Origin of the sequence: Allobosea sp., assembly GCF_051860145.1 — a bacterium.
GTDB lineage: Bacteria > Pseudomonadota > Alphaproteobacteria > Rhizobiales > Beijerinckiaceae > Allobosea.
Genome location: NZ_JBHYEM010000006.1, coordinates 229,961 through 250,182, shown reverse-complemented (window position 1 = coordinate 250,182; position 20,222 = coordinate 229,961). Strand labels below are relative to the sequence as shown.

General features: G+C 64.8%; 20 protein-coding genes. 13 read left to right on the top strand and 7 right to left on the bottom strand.

The annotated features are described in order from the left end of the window. Positions 1-20: 20 nt before the first annotated feature. Positions 21-1,019, bottom strand: a complete 999-nt coding sequence (gene ehuB, locus ACTIF2_RS13100; protein WP_439497512.1) for an ectoine/hydroxyectoine ABC transporter substrate-binding protein EhuB — start codon at positions 1,017-1,019, stop codon at positions 21-23. Between the two features lie 21 nt (positions 1,020-1,040). Here ehuB and ACTIF2_RS13095 point away from each other — a divergent pair, with 21 nt between their 5' ends. From ACTIF2_RS13095 to ACTIF2_RS13075, 5 genes are all read left to right on the top strand, one after another. Then, complete coding sequence (locus ACTIF2_RS13095; RefSeq protein ID WP_439497511.1) at positions 1,041-1,802, top strand: GntR family transcriptional regulator; 762 nt, start codon at positions 1,041-1,043, stop codon at positions 1,800-1,802. Next, positions 1,799-3,004: a M24 family metallopeptidase gene (locus ACTIF2_RS13090; protein ID WP_439497510.1), complete on the top strand. Its 1,206-nt coding sequence runs from the start codon at positions 1,799-1,801 to the stop codon at positions 3,002-3,004. The genes ACTIF2_RS13095 and ACTIF2_RS13090 overlap by 4 nt, the downstream gene beginning before the upstream one ends. A gap of 100 nt (positions 3,005-3,104) precedes the next feature. Beyond that, the gene (locus tag ACTIF2_RS13085) at positions 3,105-4,064 is read left to right on the top strand and encodes a succinylglutamate desuccinylase/aspartoacylase family protein (RefSeq protein WP_439497509.1); all 960 of its coding nucleotides are present in this window, start codon (positions 3,105-3,107) and stop codon (positions 4,062-4,064) included. Beyond that, complete coding sequence (locus tag ACTIF2_RS13080) at positions 4,061-5,212, top strand: threonine synthase (RefSeq protein ID WP_439497508.1); 1,152 nt, start codon at positions 4,061-4,063, stop codon at positions 5,210-5,212. Before ACTIF2_RS13085 ends, ACTIF2_RS13080 begins: the two co-directional genes overlap by 4 nt. A 51-nt stretch (positions 5,213-5,263) precedes the next feature. Then, positions 5,264-6,616, top strand: a complete 1,353-nt coding sequence (locus ACTIF2_RS13075) for an MmgE/PrpD family protein (RefSeq protein ID WP_439497507.1) — start codon at positions 5,264-5,266, stop codon at positions 6,614-6,616. A 135-nt stretch (positions 6,617-6,751) separates the two neighbouring features. On the opposite strand, the gene ACTIF2_RS13070 is transcribed toward ACTIF2_RS13075, so the two are convergent. Next, a complete protein-coding gene (locus ACTIF2_RS13070; RefSeq protein ID WP_439497506.1) occupies positions 6,752-6,934 on the bottom strand; it encodes a hypothetical protein in 183 nt (60 codons plus the stop codon). Positions 6,935-6,983: 49 nt separating this feature from the next. Here ACTIF2_RS13070 and ACTIF2_RS13065 point away from each other — a divergent pair, with 49 nt between their 5' ends. After that, positions 6,984-7,274 carry a hypothetical protein gene (locus ACTIF2_RS13065; RefSeq protein WP_439497505.1) on the top strand — a complete coding sequence of 97 codons (291 nt, stop codon included), beginning with the start codon at positions 6,984-6,986 and terminating at the stop codon, positions 7,272-7,274. A gap of 102 nt (positions 7,275-7,376) precedes the next feature. On the opposite strand, the gene ACTIF2_RS13060 is transcribed toward ACTIF2_RS13065, so the two are convergent. Continuing rightward, the gene (locus ACTIF2_RS13060) at positions 7,377-8,387 is read right to left on the bottom strand and encodes a helix-turn-helix transcriptional regulator (RefSeq protein ID WP_439497504.1); all 1,011 of its coding nucleotides are present in this window, start codon (positions 8,385-8,387) and stop codon (positions 7,377-7,379) included. Positions 8,388-8,637: 250 nt separating this feature from the next. Here ACTIF2_RS13060 and ACTIF2_RS13055 point away from each other — a divergent pair, with 250 nt between their 5' ends. The 7 genes from ACTIF2_RS13055 (at position 8,638) to ACTIF2_RS13025 (ending at position 15,247) form a co-directional block, all read left to right on the top strand. Next, positions 8,638-10,863, top strand: coding sequence for a TonB-dependent receptor (locus ACTIF2_RS13055; RefSeq protein WP_439497503.1), 2,226 nt, complete (start codon positions 8,638-8,640; stop codon positions 10,861-10,863). Positions 10,864-10,865: 2 nt separating this feature from the next. Further along, the gene (locus ACTIF2_RS13050; protein ID WP_439497502.1) at positions 10,866-11,240 is read left to right on the top strand and encodes a hypothetical protein; all 375 of its coding nucleotides are present in this window, start codon (positions 10,866-10,868) and stop codon (positions 11,238-11,240) included. Continuing rightward, complete coding sequence (locus ACTIF2_RS13045) at positions 11,237-12,490, top strand: MFS transporter (protein WP_439497501.1); 1,254 nt, start codon at positions 11,237-11,239, stop codon at positions 12,488-12,490. Before ACTIF2_RS13050 ends, ACTIF2_RS13045 begins: the two co-directional genes overlap by 4 nt. A 139-nt stretch (positions 12,491-12,629) precedes the next feature. Beyond that, positions 12,630-13,268 carry a lysophospholipid acyltransferase family protein gene (locus ACTIF2_RS13040; protein ID WP_439497500.1) on the top strand — a complete coding sequence of 213 codons (639 nt, stop codon included), beginning with the start codon at positions 12,630-12,632 and terminating at the stop codon, positions 13,266-13,268. Next, positions 13,265-14,215 carry a phosphatidate cytidylyltransferase gene (locus ACTIF2_RS13035; protein WP_439497499.1) on the top strand — a complete coding sequence of 317 codons (951 nt, stop codon included), beginning with the start codon at positions 13,265-13,267 and terminating at the stop codon, positions 14,213-14,215. Before ACTIF2_RS13040 ends, ACTIF2_RS13035 begins: the two co-directional genes overlap by 4 nt. Then, a complete protein-coding gene (locus ACTIF2_RS13030) occupies positions 14,212-14,619 on the top strand; it encodes a hypothetical protein (protein WP_439497498.1) in 408 nt (135 codons plus the stop codon). The genes ACTIF2_RS13035 and ACTIF2_RS13030 overlap by 4 nt, the downstream gene beginning before the upstream one ends. Then, positions 14,606-15,247 (top strand): CDP-alcohol phosphatidyltransferase family protein, encoded by a 642-nt coding sequence (locus ACTIF2_RS13025; protein WP_439497497.1) that lies wholly within the window; start codon positions 14,606-14,608, stop codon positions 15,245-15,247. The genes ACTIF2_RS13030 and ACTIF2_RS13025 overlap by 14 nt, the downstream gene beginning before the upstream one ends. Positions 15,248-15,306: 59 nt before the next feature. On the opposite strand, the gene ACTIF2_RS13020 is transcribed toward ACTIF2_RS13025, so the two are convergent. Genes ACTIF2_RS13020 through ACTIF2_RS13005 form a run of 4 tightly spaced genes read right to left on the bottom strand, consistent with a single transcriptional unit; the run spans position 15,307 to position 20,221 of the window. Then, complete coding sequence (locus tag ACTIF2_RS13020; RefSeq protein WP_439497496.1) at positions 15,307-16,731, bottom strand: amidase; 1,425 nt, start codon at positions 16,729-16,731, stop codon at positions 15,307-15,309. A gap of 55 nt (positions 16,732-16,786) precedes the next feature. Further along, positions 16,787-18,415 (bottom strand): ABC transporter ATP-binding protein, encoded by a 1,629-nt coding sequence (locus tag ACTIF2_RS13015; protein WP_439497495.1) that lies wholly within the window; start codon positions 18,413-18,415, stop codon positions 16,787-16,789. Beyond that, the gene (locus ACTIF2_RS13010; protein WP_439497494.1) at positions 18,412-19,242 is read right to left on the bottom strand and encodes an ABC transporter permease; all 831 of its coding nucleotides are present in this window, start codon (positions 19,240-19,242) and stop codon (positions 18,412-18,414) included. Before ACTIF2_RS13010 ends, ACTIF2_RS13015 begins: the two co-directional genes overlap by 4 nt. A 4-nt stretch (positions 19,243-19,246) precedes the next feature. Next, a complete protein-coding gene (locus tag ACTIF2_RS13005) occupies positions 19,247-20,221 on the bottom strand; it encodes an ABC transporter permease (protein WP_439497493.1) in 975 nt (324 codons plus the stop codon). Position 20,222 lies beyond the last annotated feature (1 nt).

Sequence of the window (20,222 nt, the reverse complement as noted above, 5' to 3'; positions counted from 1 at the left end):
CTTTGTGTTGGGTGAAGGGATCAGCCATTGCCCTTGCAGATTGCGTCCTGGCTCAGGGCGGGGGCAGTCTCGGCCTCCGTGAAGCCGTATTTGGCCATGATCGCAGCGACCGTGCCGTCGGCCTTCATTTCGGCCAGCCGCTTGTTATAGGCGTCGCGGAGCTCGCCATCGGCGGGACGAAAGCCGATCGCCGAGTAGCCCGCCCGCTCGAGGCCGTTCTTCCCCACGAATCCCTTGAAGGGCGTGGCGCGCTCGATGGCCGTTACGTTGCGATCGGCAAGGATGGCGATCGCGGACGGGGCGGAGAACGATGCTGCATCCACGCGCCCGGCGAGCAGCGCCCCCAGCGTGGTGTCGCCATCCTGCAGCAGCAAGGTCTGGCCGGACGGCACGCCGGCATCGACCGCGTTCACGGCATTGGCGCTGCCGCGCGGAATGCCCAGCTTGAGTTGGGTGTTCTTCGCAATGTCTTCGTAGCTGTGGATCTTCGAGGGGTTTCCCTTCTTGACCAGGATCGCGTCCTTCAGGCTCAGATCCGGATCGCTGAAGGCAACCATGCTGCAACGGGCCGGCGTGACGTACAGGCCGGACGCTACGATATCGACCCTGCGCGCCACCAGACCGGGGATCAGCGCGCCAAAATCGGAAACGATGAAGTCGATCTGATCGACGCCCATCGGCGCAAACGCTGCCCGGACCAGATCGGGACTGAAGCCCGAGACCTTGCCGTCCTCGCCCTTGTAGCCCCAGGGCTTCCCGTTGTGGATGCCGACGACGATCTTCTTGGTCTTCAGGATCTCCTGCAGCGCGCCCTGAGCGCGCAGATCGGTCGCACCGACAACCATGGCGAGGGCGGCGGAGACCGCTGCCAGGACGGCTCCTCGAATTGATCTCGTCACGCGCATTGGTTCACACTCCCCTGTTGACTTATCATTTATACATACTAGGTATACCAGGTCTGTCAACGCAGGAAGCCCCAGGTTGTCGTCATCTCCAATCCACCGGCCGTCAGCCGTCATCCGTCTCAGGGAAACCGGCCCATGCCGATGATCTCGAAGCCGCTCGTACAGGCGCCGACGTCGCTGAACGAAAATGTTCGCGAAGAGCTCCGGCGGCGTATCGGTTGCGGCACATATGCCGCCGGAAGCGCCATCCCGTCGACGGCTCAGCTGAGCGAGGAGTTCGGCGTCAGCCCGATCACCGTGAAGCGCGCGTTTCGCGATCTCCAATCCGAGGGGCTTCTCACCTCGGTCCCAGGCAAGGGCACCTTCGTCAAGGAGCGCCGTCGTTTCCTGCGTGATCTCGACATCTGGATGTCGTCGATGGACAACGCCAGGAGCCTCGGCTTCGAGCCTTCGATGAGCCTGATCTCAATCACGAAGGAGACGATCAGCGAACCGGCGATGGGCATCTTCGACCCGTCGCGATCGAAGATGCTGTGCGTGCGCAAAGTCATCTACGCCGACGCGATTCCGATCATGTTCGACTTGACATATGTCACGGCGGATCTGCCCGAGGCCGTCGTCGACCAGTTCGGCGAGCGTTTCGTCATGGACGCCTTGCGCCAGGACGGCATCGAGATCGGCGATACGCATCTCGTGATCGACGCCGCGCCTGCGTCCAGCGAGGCCCAGCGAATTTTCTCGGTCCAGAGCGGCTATCCGATGATCCGCCGCCTGTACCGCGTGAAGACGAGCCGGCCCGACATCTCGATTTTCGGTCTCGTCGAATCGCCGTTCGATCGGCTGGCCGTCTCGGTGACGATGCCTGCCAAGGCACCGGCCGTTGGAGAAGCAGAATGACCCCTTCCACACATAGCCTGATGCTGGCTTCGACGCCGAGGCCCCCGGCCCCCGGGATAGCTGCGTCGGAATTGCAGGATCGCCTGGCGAGGATTCGTCAGGCGATGGCGGATACCGGCATTGATTTCATCATCTTGTCCGACAGGAAGAATGTCGACTACGTCACCGACTATGCCTCCTTGTCCTGGGCCTACAAGGCGCGCCCCATCTTTGCCGTGGTGTCGCCGACCGAGCTTTGGCTGTTCGGAAGCCTTGGCGAATCCGTGAACGTCGCCCTGAAACCCAGGCATTTTACGGCCTGCTATTACGACGGCTATCTGCCTGAGGCCGTGGACGCGATCGCCGCCCGGATCCAGTCGGCCCGCAGCCTCCACGCTCCCCGCATCGCCGTCGATTACGGCCAGGAGATGCTCGGCCGCGGCTCGCTCGAGATCATCGAGAGAATCGGTCCCCTGGCCGCTGCGGGTCGCCTCAAGAGCGCCGTCGAACTCCTGTGGCAGATCAGGATGATCAAGACGCCGACCGAGGTTGCGCTCAAGCGTATCGCCTTCGAGATCGTCAATGACGCCTTTGACCGAACCATCGCCGAAGCGCGGCTCGGCGTCCCCGAATACGAGCTCTGCCAGCGGATGCAGGCTCAGATATTCCTCAACGGAGCCGAGAGCGCAGATCCCATCGCGATGCTGTTCAGCTCCGGCGATTTTGCCTATGGGCGCCCGCCATCGACGCGTAGATTGGCGGAAGGACACTACATCTGGACGGATTTCAGGGCGACTTACGGCGGGTATCCCGCCGACAAGAACCGCACCGCTCGCGCCGGGCAGCCGCTGCCCTGGGAGCGCGAAGCCTACACGAAAATGCGGGATATGACGCTCGAGCTCGCCAATGGCGTTCGGCCCGGCATGACATGCTCCGAGCTCTATGGCCGGTTCAGGACATTCTGGGCCAGGCTCGGTGTCGGCGAGATGTATCGGCACGTCTCCAGGATCGGTCATGGCGGCGGCCTGGACGTGACCGAGCCCCCCTCTATCGCCGCGAACGATGACACGATCATTCGACCGGGAATGATCCTGCATATCGAGCCCAAGCTCGAGCGCGACGGTGCGATCTTCCAATTCGAGGAAGTCTTCCACGTCACCGATGACGGCATCGAGTTCATCAGCGCCCTGTCGCCTGCGGAAATCCCCGTCGTCCTGCAGTGACCGAGATTTTGAACGCCGGACACATGCCATGAGTGAAACGACACGAATCTGGTCGCCGATCGACTACGACAAGGACGGGAAACAGGCCGACTGCCTCAGGTTGCCGATATCGACCGATCTGTCCGCCTATGGCTGGATTCCGATCCCAGTCGTCTGCATCAGAAACGGGGAAGGGCCGACGGTCCTGCTGATCGCGGGCAGCCACGGGGACGAGTATGAGGGCCAGATCGCCCTCGCCGGCCTGGCCCGCCTTCTGCAGCCTCGGGATATCGAGGGGCGGGTCATCATCCTGCCCTCGCTCAATTTCCCCGCCGTCCAGGCCGGACGTCGCGTCTCCCCGATCGACGAGGGCAATCTGAACCGCGTCTATCCCGGGAAGGCGCACGGCTCCGCAACCGAGATGATCGCCCACTACATCACCGAAACGCTCTTGCCGATCGCAGACCTCGTCGTGGACCTGCATTCCGGCGGCCGGTCCCTCGACTACGTTCCATGCGCGCTCGTCCGGCCGGTTTCCGACGAAGACGCCATGACGAGGATGCTGGGCATGATGGCCGCGTTCGGCGCGCCGATCAGCTACATCACGAACGGTTCGGGCGGCGGCGGCAATACGACATTGCCGGCCAGCGCGGAGCCGAGAGGCGTGCCCGTCATCACGGCCGAACTCGGCGGAGGGGCGACCTTATCGGACGCCGGCAAGTCGCTCGCGACCGATGGGGTCCGGCGCCTGCTGCAATATGTCGGCGTCCTGTCCGGCCAGCCGACGGAAACGGCGCCGCAAAGCCGGCTCATGGAAGTGCCGGACCACACTTATTTCCTCTATGCCGATTCCGAGGGTCTTTTCGAGCCATTGGCCGCAATTGGCGAGGATGTGCGCGAAGGACAGGCGGCAGGGCTCCTGCATTCGCTCGATCACCCGACGCGCGAACCGGAACAGCTTTACTTTTCGGCCTCCGGACTCGTGGCCTGCCGCAGATTCCCGACATTAACACGCCGCGGCGACTGCCTTTATGGGCTCATGCGGGACGTTCAGTCGCCAACCCGGGCTTCCGCTCCATGAACGCCCCCACGTTGAGACCCAACTCCGCCATCGCCGGAATGCGGTGCATCCGCTGCGAGGCGCTTTATCCAGCCGGAGATTTCTTCGAGGGCTGCCCCAAATGTCGTGAAGCCGGACACACGGCGAGCGTCGCGGTGGAGTATGGGTCATTCCCCTCGTCCATTGCAGCCGATGAATTGGACGGATGGCTCGCCTTCGAGGGCGGCCCGTTGCTGGGGGAAGGGCACACGCCTCTCGTGAGGCTTGAAACGCTCGCGCGGGAGATCGGCATAGCCGGCCTCTGGGCAAAGTTCGAAGGCGCAAACCCGACCGGCTCGCACAAGGATCGCATGAGTGCGCTCGTCGTTCAGCGTGCGATCGCCGCTGGCGCCGAGACTGTTGTCGCAGCCTCCAGCGGCAATGCCGGCGTGTCGTTAGCCGCCTTTTCGGCGCGTGCGGGCTTGCGTTGCGTGATCGTCACGACGGCCGAGATGAACGAGACATGGCGCTCCGCCGCCGGGGCGCACGGCGCCGAGATCGTCGTGACTGCCACGGCCGAAGAGCGCTGGGATCTGGTCGCGGAGAAGGTGCGTGCCGGAGACTGGTATCCGGCCACGAATTATCTGACGCCTCCGGTCGGCAGCAATCCTTTCGGGGTCGACGGCCTGAGGGCGATCGCCTTTGAGATCGCCCGACAGTCCGGCGACGACGCGGTCTCGGATATCGTGGTGCCGACGTCACGCGGCGACATCTTGTGGGGGATTGCGAAGGGCTTCCAGGATCTTCAGCGAGCGGGTCTCACGACTTCGCTGCCGCGGGTCCACGCCGTCGAGCCCTTTCCGCGGATTTCGGCAGTTCTCTCCGGATCGCCGTCGACCGGCAGTTTTCCCGGCCAGTCGGCGATGGTCTCCATCGGCGGAAGCACCGTCACCTATCAGGCCCTGAAGGCGCTGGACATGTGCGGCGGCACCGCCGTTGCGGTCGAGGAGGCGGCGGTTCTCGACGATCGACGCACGCTTGCGGCTCATGGGCTTTTCGCCGAGGTCTCAAGCGCAGCGGCGCTTGCCGGGGTCAGAAAATTGGCGCTCGAAAACCTCATCGCCAAGTCGTCGAACGCCGTAATAGTAATAACTTCGCACGGATACAAAGACTATAACCTTAGATCATAGATTATCTATTTTGATTTTACCAAATTCAACTCATGGGGCGGAGATGTCAAATTGAACTCCATTTGCGCGCGGCTCGGTGGATTCGCCGCCTCCTACGACTCCGCCGATTTGAGCGAGGAGGTGGTTCGGGCGGTGGAGCGTGCCCTGCTCGATACGCTGGCTGCGCTTGTGGGCGGAGTTCCAACAGCGAACGCAGCACAGATAAGGCAGTCGGCTCGCCATGCGTTCGGGACAGGGCCTTTCGTGCCGTGGTTCACGAATGGAGAACCGTTGCATTTCCTGGCCGCACTGATGTCGAATTGCGCGGCTGCGAGCGTTCTCGACGTCGATGACGGCCATCGCGGCGCGGCAGGACATTCGAGCGCGGCGATCGTGCCCGCGGTTCTCATGGAGGCATGCCAGCGCCCGGTCTCCGGACACGATATCCTGGCGGCCATCGCCATCGGATCCGACGTGGCGCTCCGCATTGCAGAATCCCGGGTCTTCTCGGACGATATGAGCTTTGCAAGCGGGCGTTGGACGGCTTACGGCGTCGCGGCTGCGATTGCGAGATTGCGAGGCTTGTCGGCGGGCGAGACCGCTCATGCAATTGCGATAGCGGGGGCCGAGGCGCCGCAAAATCTGCCGCAGGGAGCATGCACGACAAGTTCCGTGAAGGGTAGCAGTCCGTGGTCGACCGTGACCGCTTTCGTCGCCGTTGCGCGAGCGCAAGCCGGGGCGATCGGTTCGCTCGATATACTCGACCGGGCCGATGCGTTTCACGTCGACCAGATACTCGCAGGCCTTGGTCGGCGCTGGCTGATCTCGGAGCTCTATTTCAAGCCCTATGCATCATGCCGGTACACGCATCCCGCCATCGACGGGATTCTGGAGATGCGTGAAAAGTTTCAGTTCGACCCCAAAGAGATAGCGCAAATCGACGTCGAAACATTCAGAGAAGCATCACGCATTCCCAACAATACCAAACCAGCATGCTTCGAGGATGCGGCGTTCTCCATGCCGTTCACTGTCGCCCTCGCGGCCCTGCGAGGTGAACGAGCGCTTCGACCGCTCGCGGAAGCAGATCTTCAGGATTCCGAGATCGTATCCCTGGCCGAGAGGGTCAAACTTTCATATCCGGCTGAATTCGATGACTGCTTCCCGAACGAGCTGCCGGCGCGAGTGAGAATTCACTTCGCTGACCATGCTCCGTACGAGACATATGTGCCAATCCCGAAGGGCGACCCCCGCAGGAGGCTCGACCAAGAAGATCTCAAGAGAAAAATCGGTGATCTCAGCCGTGGATTGCTGAATGAAATCCAGATTCATGTTCTGATCGATGAAATAACGGCCCTCAAGAGTCAGCCTACTCCTGCTCAGCTCAACATTCCGGCGGTCGGCTCAGGGCGTCCATCTCGTCCGTGATGCAGTTCGAGACATGGTTCGAGCGCCTCAGCGTGTTCGAGCCAGACCGGCCGGCTGCCTCTTGACCGGTTTATCAATGAGAGACCAGACCGCATCTCGCATCGCGGACTCATCAACCGCTTGGCGCAGCGGGTTTTAGCGCGAGTCGCCGCGATCAAGGCGGCCGGCCTTGTTCGCTTTGACCCACATTTCCGCCGCAGTGGTTTCACCGAACGACCAAAAGACCGACAGCACCTGAACGAATTCCGCCCCTAACGTCCCGATCGCCATCAGGCGGCTGCTGCTTTCGCTCCTCCCGTCCTGGAAGGGAGCGTTCATGCACAAACCCACGACAGTTGCCGCTGTCTCGAACGGAAGGAGGCTCACCGTGAAGCTCAGCGAAACACGCATCGACAAGGCCCTGACCCAGTTGACCGCCCAGGCGGTGCCGGAGAACCACCCCGTCATTGGTCAACTGAGCGAGTTGTTTGGAGACCACACCTTCTTCATCGATGCGGGCGGGCTCAACATCATCGAGCCGCCGCAGACTGAGGATGCAGGCCCGGGAACCGGTCAGGTGGTGAAGCTGGCCCGCTGGTTCGACGAGACCCGTACCAACCTGGTGCCGCAGGAGCCGGAATATACCGCGCTCGTGATCGAACTCGATCGAGCGGCCTGACCGACCACGCTCGCCCTCGGGACGTGCGATGATCGCCCGTCCAATGATCGAGCCGGAAGCGACATGACCGGCGCGTCGCTCGGCATCCGGCTCGGCCATGCATCAGGCTTTTTGCGCCAGTCTCACCTGTGACGGCGACTGGCCGAAGCGCTTGCGGAACGAGCGGTTGAAATAGGAAAGATCTCCGAAGCCGGTCTCGAACGCGACGCTCGAGATTGAGAGCTTCGGGGTGTCGGACGCGATCAGTTTGTACCAGGCGCGCTCCAGCCGCCGCTCCAGCACATATTCCGAGAAGGTCCGCGCCTCGCTCTCGAACAGCTTCTGGATCGAGCGCGCGGTGACGCCGTAGAGGCCCGCGATCGTCTCGATGCTGAGGTCGCGCCGCTCCAGCCGCGTCTCGATATCGGCCTTGACCGCGCCGAGCCGTGCGGCGCGCCGGTCGAGCACGTTCGCCGGCAGGGCCGGGCTGCGGTCGCGCAGCATGGCGCCGATCAGATGGTGGATATGGTCGATGGCGAGCGTCTGAAGCTCGACCGAGTTCAGCGGCAGGAGCCCGCGCAGCAGCAGCGCGCCGTAATTGGCCAGCACCTGGAGCGCGCGGTTGTCACGCGACACCGGCTGCATCAGCCGCGGCTCGAGCAAGCCGATGAAGGCTTCCAGCCTGTCCGAATCGAGCCGCACCAGGTCGAGCCTGCCGACCTGGACAAGGGTGAAGCGCATGGCGCTGCCAGCCTCCACGATCAGCGCCTCGCGGGCTCGCAGGGTGATGCGGCGGCCGTCATGCTCGAGCATGACGCGCCCATCGGCCGGGCGCAGCAGCAGGTAGCCGGTCTGTCCGATCGCCGCGTCGGGCCAGCGCCATTGCCCTGCCGGATGGAAGCAGGACATCAGGCCGAGCTCCGGCCGGGTCGTCAGCACGCTGCTCGCCGCGAAGGGCAGAGCGACGCCCGGCGCCATGGTCTCCTGTACCGCCATCCGCCCGAGAATCCGTTGCGACAGCGCCTGCGCTTCCTTGCCGCCGAGGCCGTCGGAGATGCGCCAGAACGGCGCCAGCGCCTCGTCATCCTCGTCCTCGCGGCCAGGCCGTGTCGCTTCCGCCACATCCATCGTCATCGATACTTCGTTTCGCCGCAGTCCAAGGACGAGTTCGCGCCCGTCCAAGATTAAGCTCGCGGGCTGACGATACAAGAAGTCATTGGAGGGCGCTACGAAGCATTACTAAACTCTGGGGAGCTGTTGGGGTTGCTAATTTATAACAATTCCAAACAAGAGCGAATACCTTAGATAGATGGTAATTCTTTGCTGCGGAGACCGCCGCTTTATTTGACTGGCCGCTTATCAAGGCCCCGCAGGTTCGAGATCGATGCGCAGCACCTTTGCCATTTCATCCAGTCTTCTGACTCTGGCCGTCTCCTCCGCGGCGTTGGCGCAGAGCCAGCCGGCGACGCCGATCCAGCTCGACGAGATCACCGTCACGGCTGCCCGCACTGAGCGCAGCACGTCCGACGTGCCGCAATCGGTCCAGGTGCTGAACCGCGAGCAGATCGAGGAGCAGCTCAAGCAGAGCTCGAGCGCCGCGGCGGCGATCGCCAAGCTGGTGCCCGGCTATTCGATGCCGACGCAGACCGTCTCCAGCGCGTCCGAGAACTATCGCGGCCGCGACCTGCTCGTGCTGATCGACGGCGTGCCGATGAACACGCCGCTGCGCGACGTCTCGCGCATGCTCGCGCTGATCGACCTCAACAGCGTCGAGCGCATCGAGGTCGTCGCCGGCGCCTCCAGCCTCTACGGCGCCGGAGCCACCGGCGGCACGGTCAATTTCATCACCAAGAAGGCGGCGGACGGCAAGCCGACCGTCTCGATCAACACGGCGGTCCGCGGCTTCACGGAGAGCCTCGGCCGCTCGCTGGCGCCGGAGGCCTCGGTCACGGTCAGCGGCAAGGTGCCGAACGGGTTCGACTACATGTTCACCGGGACCGGCAAGGGAGCGGGGCGCACCTATGACGGCGCCGGCCGCGAACTGCCCTCCGATGGCCTGCTCGGCCAGGGCGGCGGCGACCGCTACCGCCAGGGTAATCTCTTCGCCAAGCTCGGCTATGATTTCGATGCGACGAAGCGGGTCGAGGCTTCGGTCAACTGGCTCTATTTCAACCAGGATCCGAAATACCTCACCAACTACACCCCGCCCTTCGCCAGGCCAGACCGGACGACGCCTTACGCCGGAGAGAGCGTGCTGGAGGACACCAAGTCCTTCTCGCTGCGCTATAGCGACAGCGACTTCGCCCTGGGCAAGCTGAGCGTGCTCGGCTTCTACAACGACATCGAGAAGCGCTTCAATTTCTCGACCTTCTCCTATCCCTACAATTCGCAGGTCTACTACTCGTTCAATCCGGCGGCGCCGACGAGCCGGGACAACCAGACCACGCTCTATTCGCAGCGCGGGGGCGTCAACCTCACCATCGACACGCCGCTCGACAGGCTCCTGCCCGGCGCCAAGCTCACCTGGGGCGGCGACTACATCAAGGAGAAGACCTGGCAGACCCTGACCAGCGGCCAGGACGTGTTCACGCCGCTGAAGCAGGACACGCTCGCCGGCTTCGGCCAGCTCCAGATCCCGGTCGGCGAGCGCGTCGTCCTGCGCGGCGGCCTGCGCTATGAGCATTTCGCGCTCTCGGTCAGCGACTATGTCCGCCCGGCCGCCTATGCCGCGGTCGCGGCCCGCACCCCGCTCGGCTACCAGGCCTTCGTCCTGCCGGCGCTCAACGTCACCGGCGGCGATTTCAACTATTCGGCGCTCACCGCCAATATCGGCGCGACGGTGAAGCTGACCGAGTCCAGCGAGATCTTCGGCGGCTTCTCGCAGGGTTTTGCGCTGCCTGATGTCGGCGCCTTCACCCGCCGGGCCGGCATCTCGACCGCCTTTGCCTGCCCGGTCAGCGCGCCGAACTGCCTGCCGGCGAGCCGCAGCAATGTCAGCTACGCCTCGATCGCGCCCGACGCCCAGATCGTCAACAATTACGAGCTCGGCATCCGCGGCAGCTACGACCGCTTCAAGGGCTCGCTGACCGGCTATATCAGCACCTCCGACGAAGGCGTGACCTTCGACCAGATCACCAACACGCTCTCGCAGCAGAAAGAGCGCATTTGGGGCGTCGAGGCGACGGGCGACTATGCCGTGACCGAGAATTTCACCCTCGGCACCGTGCTCTCCTTCCGCGAGGGCCGCTACGACACCAATGGCGACGGCAGGCTCGACAGCAACCTGCCGAACAACCGCATCGGCTCGCCCTGGCGCGGCATGCTCTATGGCAGCTACAAATTCGTGAACGGCATGCAGCTGCGCGTCGAGGGCGAGGCCTTCTCCGACCGCAACGTCGCGATCGACATGAACGGCACGCGCTACAAGCTGAAGGGCGCGGCGACGATGAACGTCGCATTGACCGCGCCGGTCTTTGCCGGCGAGGCCTATCTCGCGGTCAACAACCTGTTCGACCGCACCTACCAGAACCCGACCGGCACCTCGGTGCGCAACCTCGCCAACTATGCCTGGGGCCGCACGGTCACGCTCGGCTTCCGCAAGACGTTCTGAGCATGGTCAGCCTCGAAACCGGTACGGATTCGGTCGTCACCTTGCGCTACCTGCCGCCCTATGAGGCGGGCGACGAGCGCGCCTATCTCGACGCCCTGGCCGAGATCGGCCGGCGCGAGGCGCCCTTCCTGCTGCTCACCATCTTCGGCGGCGGCGGCAAGCTCTCGCGCGAAGGCGAACGCGAGCAGGCGCTGTGGTTCAAGGCGACGCGGGCCCGGTTCGGCCGGCTCTGCGGCGCCTGCGCCATCGTGCGGCCGGGCGCCAACGAGCAGATGGCCGAGACCTTCCGCAAGCTCTGGCCCTTCCCGATCAGCCTCGAGCCGGACGAGGCTGCCGGCCGCGCCTTCCTGCTCCGGCACAAGGTGAAGGCGGCATGAGCGCGAACGGGATCAGCGCGGGCGCGTCAGTGCCAGCGACGGGCCGCTACCGGCTCTTCGCCGTATTGGGCGGGCTCTATCTGGCGCAGGCGATTCCCTCCTATCTGTTCGTCGCGGCCCTGCCGCCGATCATGCGCGAGCTCGGCGTCTCGCGAACCGCGATCGGCTATATGAGCATCCTGCTGCTGCCGCTGGTCATCAAGTTCTTCTGGGCTCCTTTAGTCGACCGCATCCGGCCCTTCGCCCGCGCCCATCGCGCCGGCTGGGTCTTCATCACCCAGACCGGCGTCATCCTCAGCATCCTCGCGCTGCTCGCCGTCGGCCCCACCAACGTCAACGGTATCATCGCGATCGGCTTCGTCGCCTCGCTGCTGATCTCGACGCAGGACATCGCCACAGACGGCTACGCGGCGAAATACCTGCCTGAAGCCGATCGACCGATCGGCAACGCCATCCAGGGCGGCTCGATCGCCTTCGGCGTCGTCATCGGCGGCACGCTCGGGCTGGTGCTCTACCATCATATCGGCTGGACCGGCATGCTCGTCACCATCGCGGCGATCTCGCTGCTGCCGCTGATCGCGGCCGCGATGATGCGCGAAGGCGATCCGGTGCCGGACGTGGCTGCGAAGCGCCCCTCGATCCGCGCCTTCCTGAAGCGGCCCGAGGCGCGGCAGATCCTCTGGATCGCCCTGATCTACCGGGCGAGCGAGGGGCTGGTGAAGGCGATGGAAGGCTCGTATCTGGTCGATGCCGGCGTGCCGCTGACCCAGATCGGCTATCTCTCCGGCATCTCGGCAACGACGGCTGGCCTGGGCGGCTCGGTGCTGGCGGCCTGGCTGCTCAAGACGCGCGGGCTCGGCTTCGTGCTGGCGCTGCTCGGCGGCCTGCGGACCCTCTGTTTCCTGCTTTTCGCCTGCCATGCCTTCGGCGCCGTCGTCGGCGCCTGGCCGCTCTTCGGCGCCGCCGGCTTCCAGACGCTGATACGCTACATGGAGATCGTCGCGCTCTACTCGCTGTTCATGGCGGTGACGAGCTCGGACCAGCCGGGTACCGACTTTACCATCCTCGCCTGCGCCCAGCTTCTGGTCTATCTCGCGGGCTCGATGCTGGCCGGGAAGCTCGCCGATGCGCTCGGCTATGGTTGGTTGTTCAGCATCGCGACCATGATTTCGGCGGTGGCGGTGATCGCAACCATCTGGATGATCCCCACAGGCCAGCAGCCGCGCCGGACGCAGCCCGTCAATCCGTGAACGAGACCGCAGCGGGACGGTGGCGGGAGCAGCGATATTGCTGCGCGAAGCTCTGGCGCGCGCCTGGGCGCCTTCTGCAATATCGACAGCGCTTGAGATGAACGCTACGTCATCAGAGGGCGGCGGTTGGGAATGGTCGATGCGCGGGATAGGGACAAGCTTCGCTGGCGCGCTGATTCTGTTCTTTGCCCGCTTCCTGACCGCGGTCCGCGGACGATGGAGCGGTGTGGCGCCGACCGACGAGCAGCGGATCTATTATGCCAATCACGCCAGCCACGGCGATTTCGTCCTCATCTGGGCCGTGCTGCCGCGTCGCATGCGATTTGCGACCCGGCCGGTCGCCGGGAGTGATTACTGGCTGAAAAGCCGCCTTCGGCGCTTCATCGGGCGTGACGTCTTCAACGCCGTCCTGATCGACCGCGATCGCTCGAGCCGGACGAGCGACCCGATCATCCAGATGACGGATGCGCTCGATGGCGGCTCCTCCCTCATCGTTTTCCCGGAAGGCACGCGCAACACCACGGATGCGCCGCTTCTGCCGTTCAAGAGCGGACTGTTCCATCTGGCGCAGGCGCGACCGAACGTCGATCTCGTGCCGGTGTGGATCGACAATCTCAACCGCGTCATGCCGAAAGGCGAGTTCGTGCCGATCCCGCTGATCTGCACCGTCACCTTTGGCGCCGCTCTCCGGATCGCCGATACGGAGGCGAAACAGGATTTCCTGGCCAGGGCGGAAGCGGCGCTGCGCGCGCTATCACCGAAGGCGAGCGCGCCATGACGATGCCGCATCCCGATCTGGTGGCCGTGCTGGCCTGCCTGCTCGCTGTCCTGATCGTGGCATCCGCGATCGGCTACGCGCTCCAGCGCAGGCTTTCGCCCGATGGCTCGAATGCCGTGGTCGAGAACCTGAACGATCGGATCCGCGCCTGGTGGGTCATGGTCGTGCTGATGGGGCTGGCGCTGGTCGGCGGCAAGACCGGCGTGACGCTGCTTTTTGCCTTCTGTTCCTTCGCGGCCTTGCGTGAATTCATCACGCTGACCAACACGCGACGCGCCGACCACTGGGTCTTGGCCGTCGGCTTCTTCGTCGTGCTGCCGTTGCAGTATTATCTCATCTGGATCGACTGGTACGGCCTCTTTTCGATCTTCATCCCGGTCTACGCTTTCCTGCTGATGCCGATCATCGCGGCGCTGCGCGGCGACAGCGACCATTTCCTCGTGCGTATCGCCGAGGTGCAGTGGGCGCTGATGATCTGCGTCTTCTGCACCTCGCATGTGCCCGCCCTGCTGAGCCTCGACATCCCCGACTATCAAGGGCGCAACGTGCTCCTGATCGCCTTCCTGGTCATCGTCGTGCAGCTCAGCGATGTCCTGCAATACGTCTGGGGCAAGCTTCTCGGCCGCACCAAGATCGCGCCCAGGGTGTCGCCTTCCAAGACGGTCGAGGGCTTCGTCGGCGGCGCACTCAGCGCGACGGCCGTCGGCGCCGGACTGTCGTGGATGACGCCGTTCACGCCACTCCAGGCGGCCTTTCTCTCGCTGGTCATCGTCCTGATGGGCTTCTTCGGCGGGCTCGTCATGTCGGCGATCAAGCGCGATCGCGGCATCAAGGATTGGGGCCACCTGATCGCCGGCCATGGCGGCTTCATCGACCGGCTCGATTCGGTGGTGTTCTCCGCCCCGATCTTCTTTCACCTGGTCCGTTACGGCTGGTCGGCAACATGACCCTGCCGGTCGCGCGCCTGATGAAAAGCAGCGTCGTGCATGTTGCTTTTGCCTTCCTGGCCATGGGGAGCTGGGCGGCTTTCGCCAACCGCGCCCATGCGATGCCGGCGCCTCTCTATGCCGGGTTGATCCAGGGCGCGCTCTCGGCTGTCATCACCTTGCTGCTGAAGCGGGGAATCGAAGACCTGGCCAGGCGCTTCTCCGGCCTGACGGCGCTTCTCGCTCCGCCCGCAATCGCCGGGCTTGTGTCGGCCGGCGTGCTGACCGCGATCCATACGATCGGCGGCACGCCCGAAATCGGCAGGACGATTGCCGTCCCGCTGACCGTCGCGACCAGCTATGCGGCGCTCTACAATCTCTCGCTGTGGCGGAGCAGGAAGGCCATGAACCATGGCGCAGGATAGCGATCGGCGGCCGCTCGCGAGCCGCGATACCGGCTGGGCCCGCTCCATCGCGCGCCGGCTGAGCGCCGCCGCCATCACCCCGAACCAGATTTCCATGGCGAGCATGGTGATGGCGGCGGTTGCCGGCATCGGCTTCTGGCTGTCGGGCATGGTCGATTCCGGGCTTCGACCCGTCCTGCTGCTTGCCGCAGCGCTGTTTTGCCAGCTCCGGCTGCTTTGCAACCTGTTCGACGGCATGGTGGCGATCGAAGGCGGCAAGCACGCCGCCGATGGCCCGTTCTGGAACGAGTTTCCCGATCGTGTCGCCGACATCCTGATTCTCACCGGCGTTGGCTACGGGGCTGGCGTGCCGGCCTTGGGATGGGCGGCGGCCGGGCTTGCCGTGCTGACGGCCTATACGCGCGAGCTCGGGCGGGCCTGCGGGCTGCCGGCCGACTTCTCCGGCCCGATGGCCAAGCAGCACCGCATGGCCGTGATCACGGCTGCGGCGCTGCTGTCGCTGCTGGAGCCGCTCTGGCGAGGCCAGAACGAGGTGCTGGTCATCGCGCTCTGGCTCATCGCGGCGGGCGCGGCCGTGACGGCTCTCAGGCGGGCAACGAATATCGTGCGCGCTTTGCGGGCGCGCTGAGCTGCTCGGCGGACATCTGCGCCGTGGCAGTGTGCCGTGCAGAACTCGTCGCCTGAACCTCAGCCTCCACTCACCGTGACGGGATCGATCGGCGCGATCCGCCCTATGGCGCGCTCGAGGACCGCGCCTGCCTCGAGCAGCAGGCGATCGCCGAAGCGTGTCGCCAGGAGTTGAACGCCCATCGGTTTGCCCGGCACGGTGCCTACCGGCACCGCAAGCCCCGGCAGGCCGATCGTCGGAGTGCCCATATACGGCGCGGTCACCCGGTAGAACCAATCGGCGTCGATCGTGCCGGACACGTCGAGGTCGTCGACCATCGGCTTCACCCAGCTCACGGCGGTGAGCACCAGCGGCCAGCTCTCCATGAAATGCTGCCATTTGCGCGCCAGGCGGGCGCGCTGCGCCAGGCCCTCCAACATGCCGTCGCGGCTGTCGATGACCGGCACGCCGTCGAGCTGCATCTCGAGCATCTTCTTCATCTTCCAGTCGCCGTGGGCCTCCATGAGAAGCCCGAGCCCGCCGCGCATCTCGTTGCCGAGGATGAGGCGCCAATGTTCGACAAGTTCCTTGAACGATGGCGCCGGGACTTCGGCGACCTCGTATCCCGCGTCAGCCAGCATATCGGCGGCCTGGCGAATGGCGGCCGTGACCTCCGGATCGATGGGGCTCTCGTCAGTCTCTGCGACGACGGCGACCTTGCAGGTCCTGTGTCTCAGGGGCGCAAAAATATCCCCGGCCGGCACCTGCCACACGTCGTTCGGGTCGTGCCGAGTCAGAACCTGCATGGCGAGCCGCAGATCCTCGACCGAACGGGCCAGCGCGCCCTGAACCGCCATGAGCTGGGAGACGATCTTGCGTTCCGGCATGGACAGGCTCGTTCCCGGGACGAGCCCCGCCGTCGGGCGCAGGCCATAGACGCCGCAGCAATAGGCGGGGTGGCGGACCGAGCCGCCGATGTCGTTGCCATGCGCGATGGCGCCGATGCCGGCAGCCACGGCCGCTCCGGCACCGCCCGACGAGCCACCGCAGGTGATCGCCGCGTCATGGGGATTGAGCGTCGCTCCATGCAGGTCGTTATTGGTGAAGGCGCGCATGGAATAGCAAGGCGTGTTGGTGCGGCCGAAGATGGGCGCTCCGCCTGCCCGCAAGGCGGCAACGGTGGAGGAATCGCTCTCCGCCCTGTGGTCCTTGTTGACGACGGCCCCGTTGGTCGTCGCGCGTCCCCTGTAGTCGACATTGACCTTGATGGTCACGGGCAGGCCGTGCAGCGGCCCCCTCGGGCCATGCTTCCGCAAGGCTTCATCGGCGGCCTTCGCTTCGCCGAGCGCTGCCTCCGGCATCGTGTCGACAACCGCATTGATGGCCGGGTTGACCTCGTCCAGACGCGCCAGGGCACTCTGCGTCGCCTCGACCGAACTGATGCGGCCTGTCGAAATAGCGGCGGCAAGCTCCGCAGCTGTCCATTGCCAAAGATCGTTGCTCACGGTCTGTCGCCTTATCGGTGGTATCTGGTGGAAGTCTGCGAAATGCGCGCGGATGTCACGCCGGCACTCCGGCCGCGGCGCGGGAGGCAAAGAAGGAACGGCCCGGCACAGCATCCAGAAGGCGCTTCGTGTAGTCGCTCCGGGGGTCTTCAAAGAGCTCCTCCGTGGGGCGCTCTTCTTCGATTCGTCCCTGCCGCATGACGAGGACGCGGTCGGCGATCTCCCGGGCGACGCGCAGGTCGTGGGTGATGAAAATCATCGCCAGCCCCATTTCCGTCTTCAAATCATTCAGGAGATCGAGGATCTGCGCCTGGATCGATACATCGAGCGCGGAGACCGCTTCATCGGCGATAAGCACCTCCGGCTGCAGCGCGAGAGCCCGCGCGATGCAGATCCGCTGGCGCTGCCCACCCGAAAACTCATGCGGGAAGCGGTCGAAGGCCTTCGGGCCGAGCCCGACGCGTTCAAGCCATTGCTCGGCAAGCCGTCGTGCTTCGGCACGGCTGGCACCGAAGGCCATGGGTCCCCGGCAGATGCTGTCCCCCACCTTCAGGCGCGGATCGAGGGAGGAGTATGGGTCCTGGAAAACGATCTGCACCTTACGGCGGAAGTTGCGAAGATCGTTTCCCCTCATGCCGCGCACGGACCCGCCGCGCCACAGGATCTCCCCTGCATCGGGCTCGACCAGCCTGAGCAGGATGCGTGCGAGCGTCGACTTGCCGGAGCCGCTTTCGCCGACCACCGCCAGCGTATCTCCCGGCGCCAGGTGACAGCTGACGTCGCGCGCCGCAACCACCTCGCGCGGTTTCGCGAAAAGCCCCTGCCGCGTGACGAAGCGCTTCTGCAATCCCCGAATCTCGAGAATGGGCGAGGCCGCATCTGCCGCCTTGCGAAAGGCCCCTCGCCCCGGAACGGCGTCACGCAGCATCTGCGTATAGGCATGGGTCGGCTTCATCAGGACCGCATCCGCTGCCCCGCTCTCGACGATGCTTCCGTTTTGCAGGACGACGACCTTGTCCGCGATGTCGGCGACCACGCCGATATCATGGGTGATGAACAGCACACCCATGTCGTGGGTCTTTTGCAGGCTCTTGATGAGGTCCAGGATCTGGCGCTGCGTCGTCACGTCGAGCGCGGTCGTCGGCTCATCGGCGATCAGCAGCCTGGGATTGTTGCACAGCGCCATGGCGATCATCACCCGCTGCCTTTGCCCGCCCGAGAGCTGAAAGGGATAAGCCGTCTGCAGGTGCGGCAGATCGCACAGCCCGACCTGCCCGAACAGTTCCTCCACCTTCCCGGCCACGGCTCGCGCCGACAGCGATCCCCGATGAACGCGAATGGCCTCCGCGACCTGTTCCCCGACGCGTTTCAGCGGATTGAGCGCCGTCAGCGGTTCCTGGAATATCATCGAGATCCGGTCCCCGCGCACGGCACGCTTCTGCGCCGGCGACAGGCGCGCCAGGTCGGCGCCGTCGAACATCAATGCGCCTGCATCGACGGCAATTCCGGGAGGCAGAAGGCCCAGGATCGCATGGGCGATCATCGATTTTCCCGATCCCGATTCGCCGACCAGGCAGACGATCTGGTTCTCGTCGATGTCGAAGCTGACCTGCGAGACGGCATGGGACCGATCGCCGCCGGCAGGCAGGGCGATGGACAGGTTCTGGACCGAGAGCAGCGTCATGAGCGCGAAATCCTCGGATTGAGGGCGTCGTTGAGCGCTTCTCCGATGAGATTGATGGCGACGGCGGTCAGCAGAATGGCCAAACCCGGGAAGAGGCTCGCCCACCACGCCTGACGGATGACCGACCGTCCGGCGCCGATCATGTACCCCCAGGACATGTAGTTGGGATCGCCAAGCCCCATGAAGCTCAAGGCAGCCTCGATGAGGATCGCGGATGCGACAGCCATGGAGCCGGTGACGATGATCGGCGATATCGCGTTCGGAATGATGTGGCGCAGGAGGACGGAGAGCGCGCCCTGCCCCTGGCAGCGGGCGGCCTGGACGAACTCGCGCGCAGCGATGCTCTTCACCTGGATGCGGGTCAACCGCGCCAGCGGCGGCCAGCTGACAAGGCCGATGGCGAGGATGATGGTGGTGATCGACGGGGTCAGGATCGCGACCAGCAGGATGGCCAGCACGAAATTCGGAATCGTCTGGAAGATCTCGATGAACCGCACGATCAGATGGTCGGCGGTCTCGCCGGCGACGCCGGCGATGGCGCCCAGCGTCACGCCCAGCAGGAGCGCGGCGCAAGTCGAGGCGACGCCGATCATCAACGATACGCGGGCACCGTGCATGATGCCCGCCGCGATGTCGCGCCCCATCGTGTCCGTGCCGAGCAGAGCGCCCGAGGTTCCCGGTCCTCTCAGCGGCGCGCCAGCCATGTCCCAGGGGGAGCCGGGATAGAGGATCGGCGCGAGAGCGGCGGCCAGGCAAACGATGGAAAGGATTGCAAGGCCGAGCATGCCTGCAGGGTGGCGAAGAAATGTCCGTAGGCTGTCGTTCATCATGTCATCTGACTGCAAGGCGGGGATCGACCAGGCGGTGGATCAGATCCGTGAGAAGATTCACGCAAATCACCAGGACCGACATGACGAGAAAGAGGCCGAGCAGAACCGGGTAGTCGCGGCTGGTGACGGCGTCGAAGGTGAGCCTGCCGAGGCCTGGCCAGGAAAAGACGGTCTCCACGACCACCGCGCCACCGATCATGGCGCCGACCTGAAGCCCGGCAAAGGTGATGACGGGGAGCGAGGCGTTGCGCAGCATGTGCCCGCGCAGGATCGCGCCTTCCTTCAGGCCTTTCGCGCGGGCTGTCTTGATATAGTCCTCGGCCGCGACCTCGATCACGGAGGCGCGCATCAGCCGGGCATAGACGGCCATGTAGATCGCCCCGAGCGTGACGGCCGGCAGGCAGAGATGCTTCAGGACATCCAGTGCGTAGGCCATCGTCCCGAGCTGGCCTGCCCGGATATCCGTGTAACCGAAGGCCGGAAGCCATTCGAGCTGGATCGAGAACAGCAGGACCAGCATGAGCCCAAGCCAGAAGACGGGGGTCGCGTAGAGGACAAGCGCCAGCAGCGATATGGCGAGGTCGGACCATTTCCCATGCCGGATGCCGGCGAGCGCGCCGAAGATCACCCCGCCGGAGAGCGACAGGAGGAAGGCGGACAGCGTCAGCAGGAGCGTCGGGCCGAGGCGCTCGGCGAGCAGGTCCTTGACCGGCCGGCGCAGGCGGTAGGAATAGCCCAGGTCCAGGGTCGCCACCTTGCCGAGATAGGCGCCGAGTTGCGCGACATAGGGTTTGTCCAACCCGTATTCGGCGCGCACCTGCTGCAGGAATACCTCGTCGGTGGCTCCCGATTGACCGGCGATCACGGCAGCCGGATCGCCCGGCGCGGCCCGCACGAGGACGAAGTTGATCGTCGCGATGACGAAGATCGTGACGACGATCCCCGCCAGCCGAGAGAGGAAAGCGCGCAGCGGCATG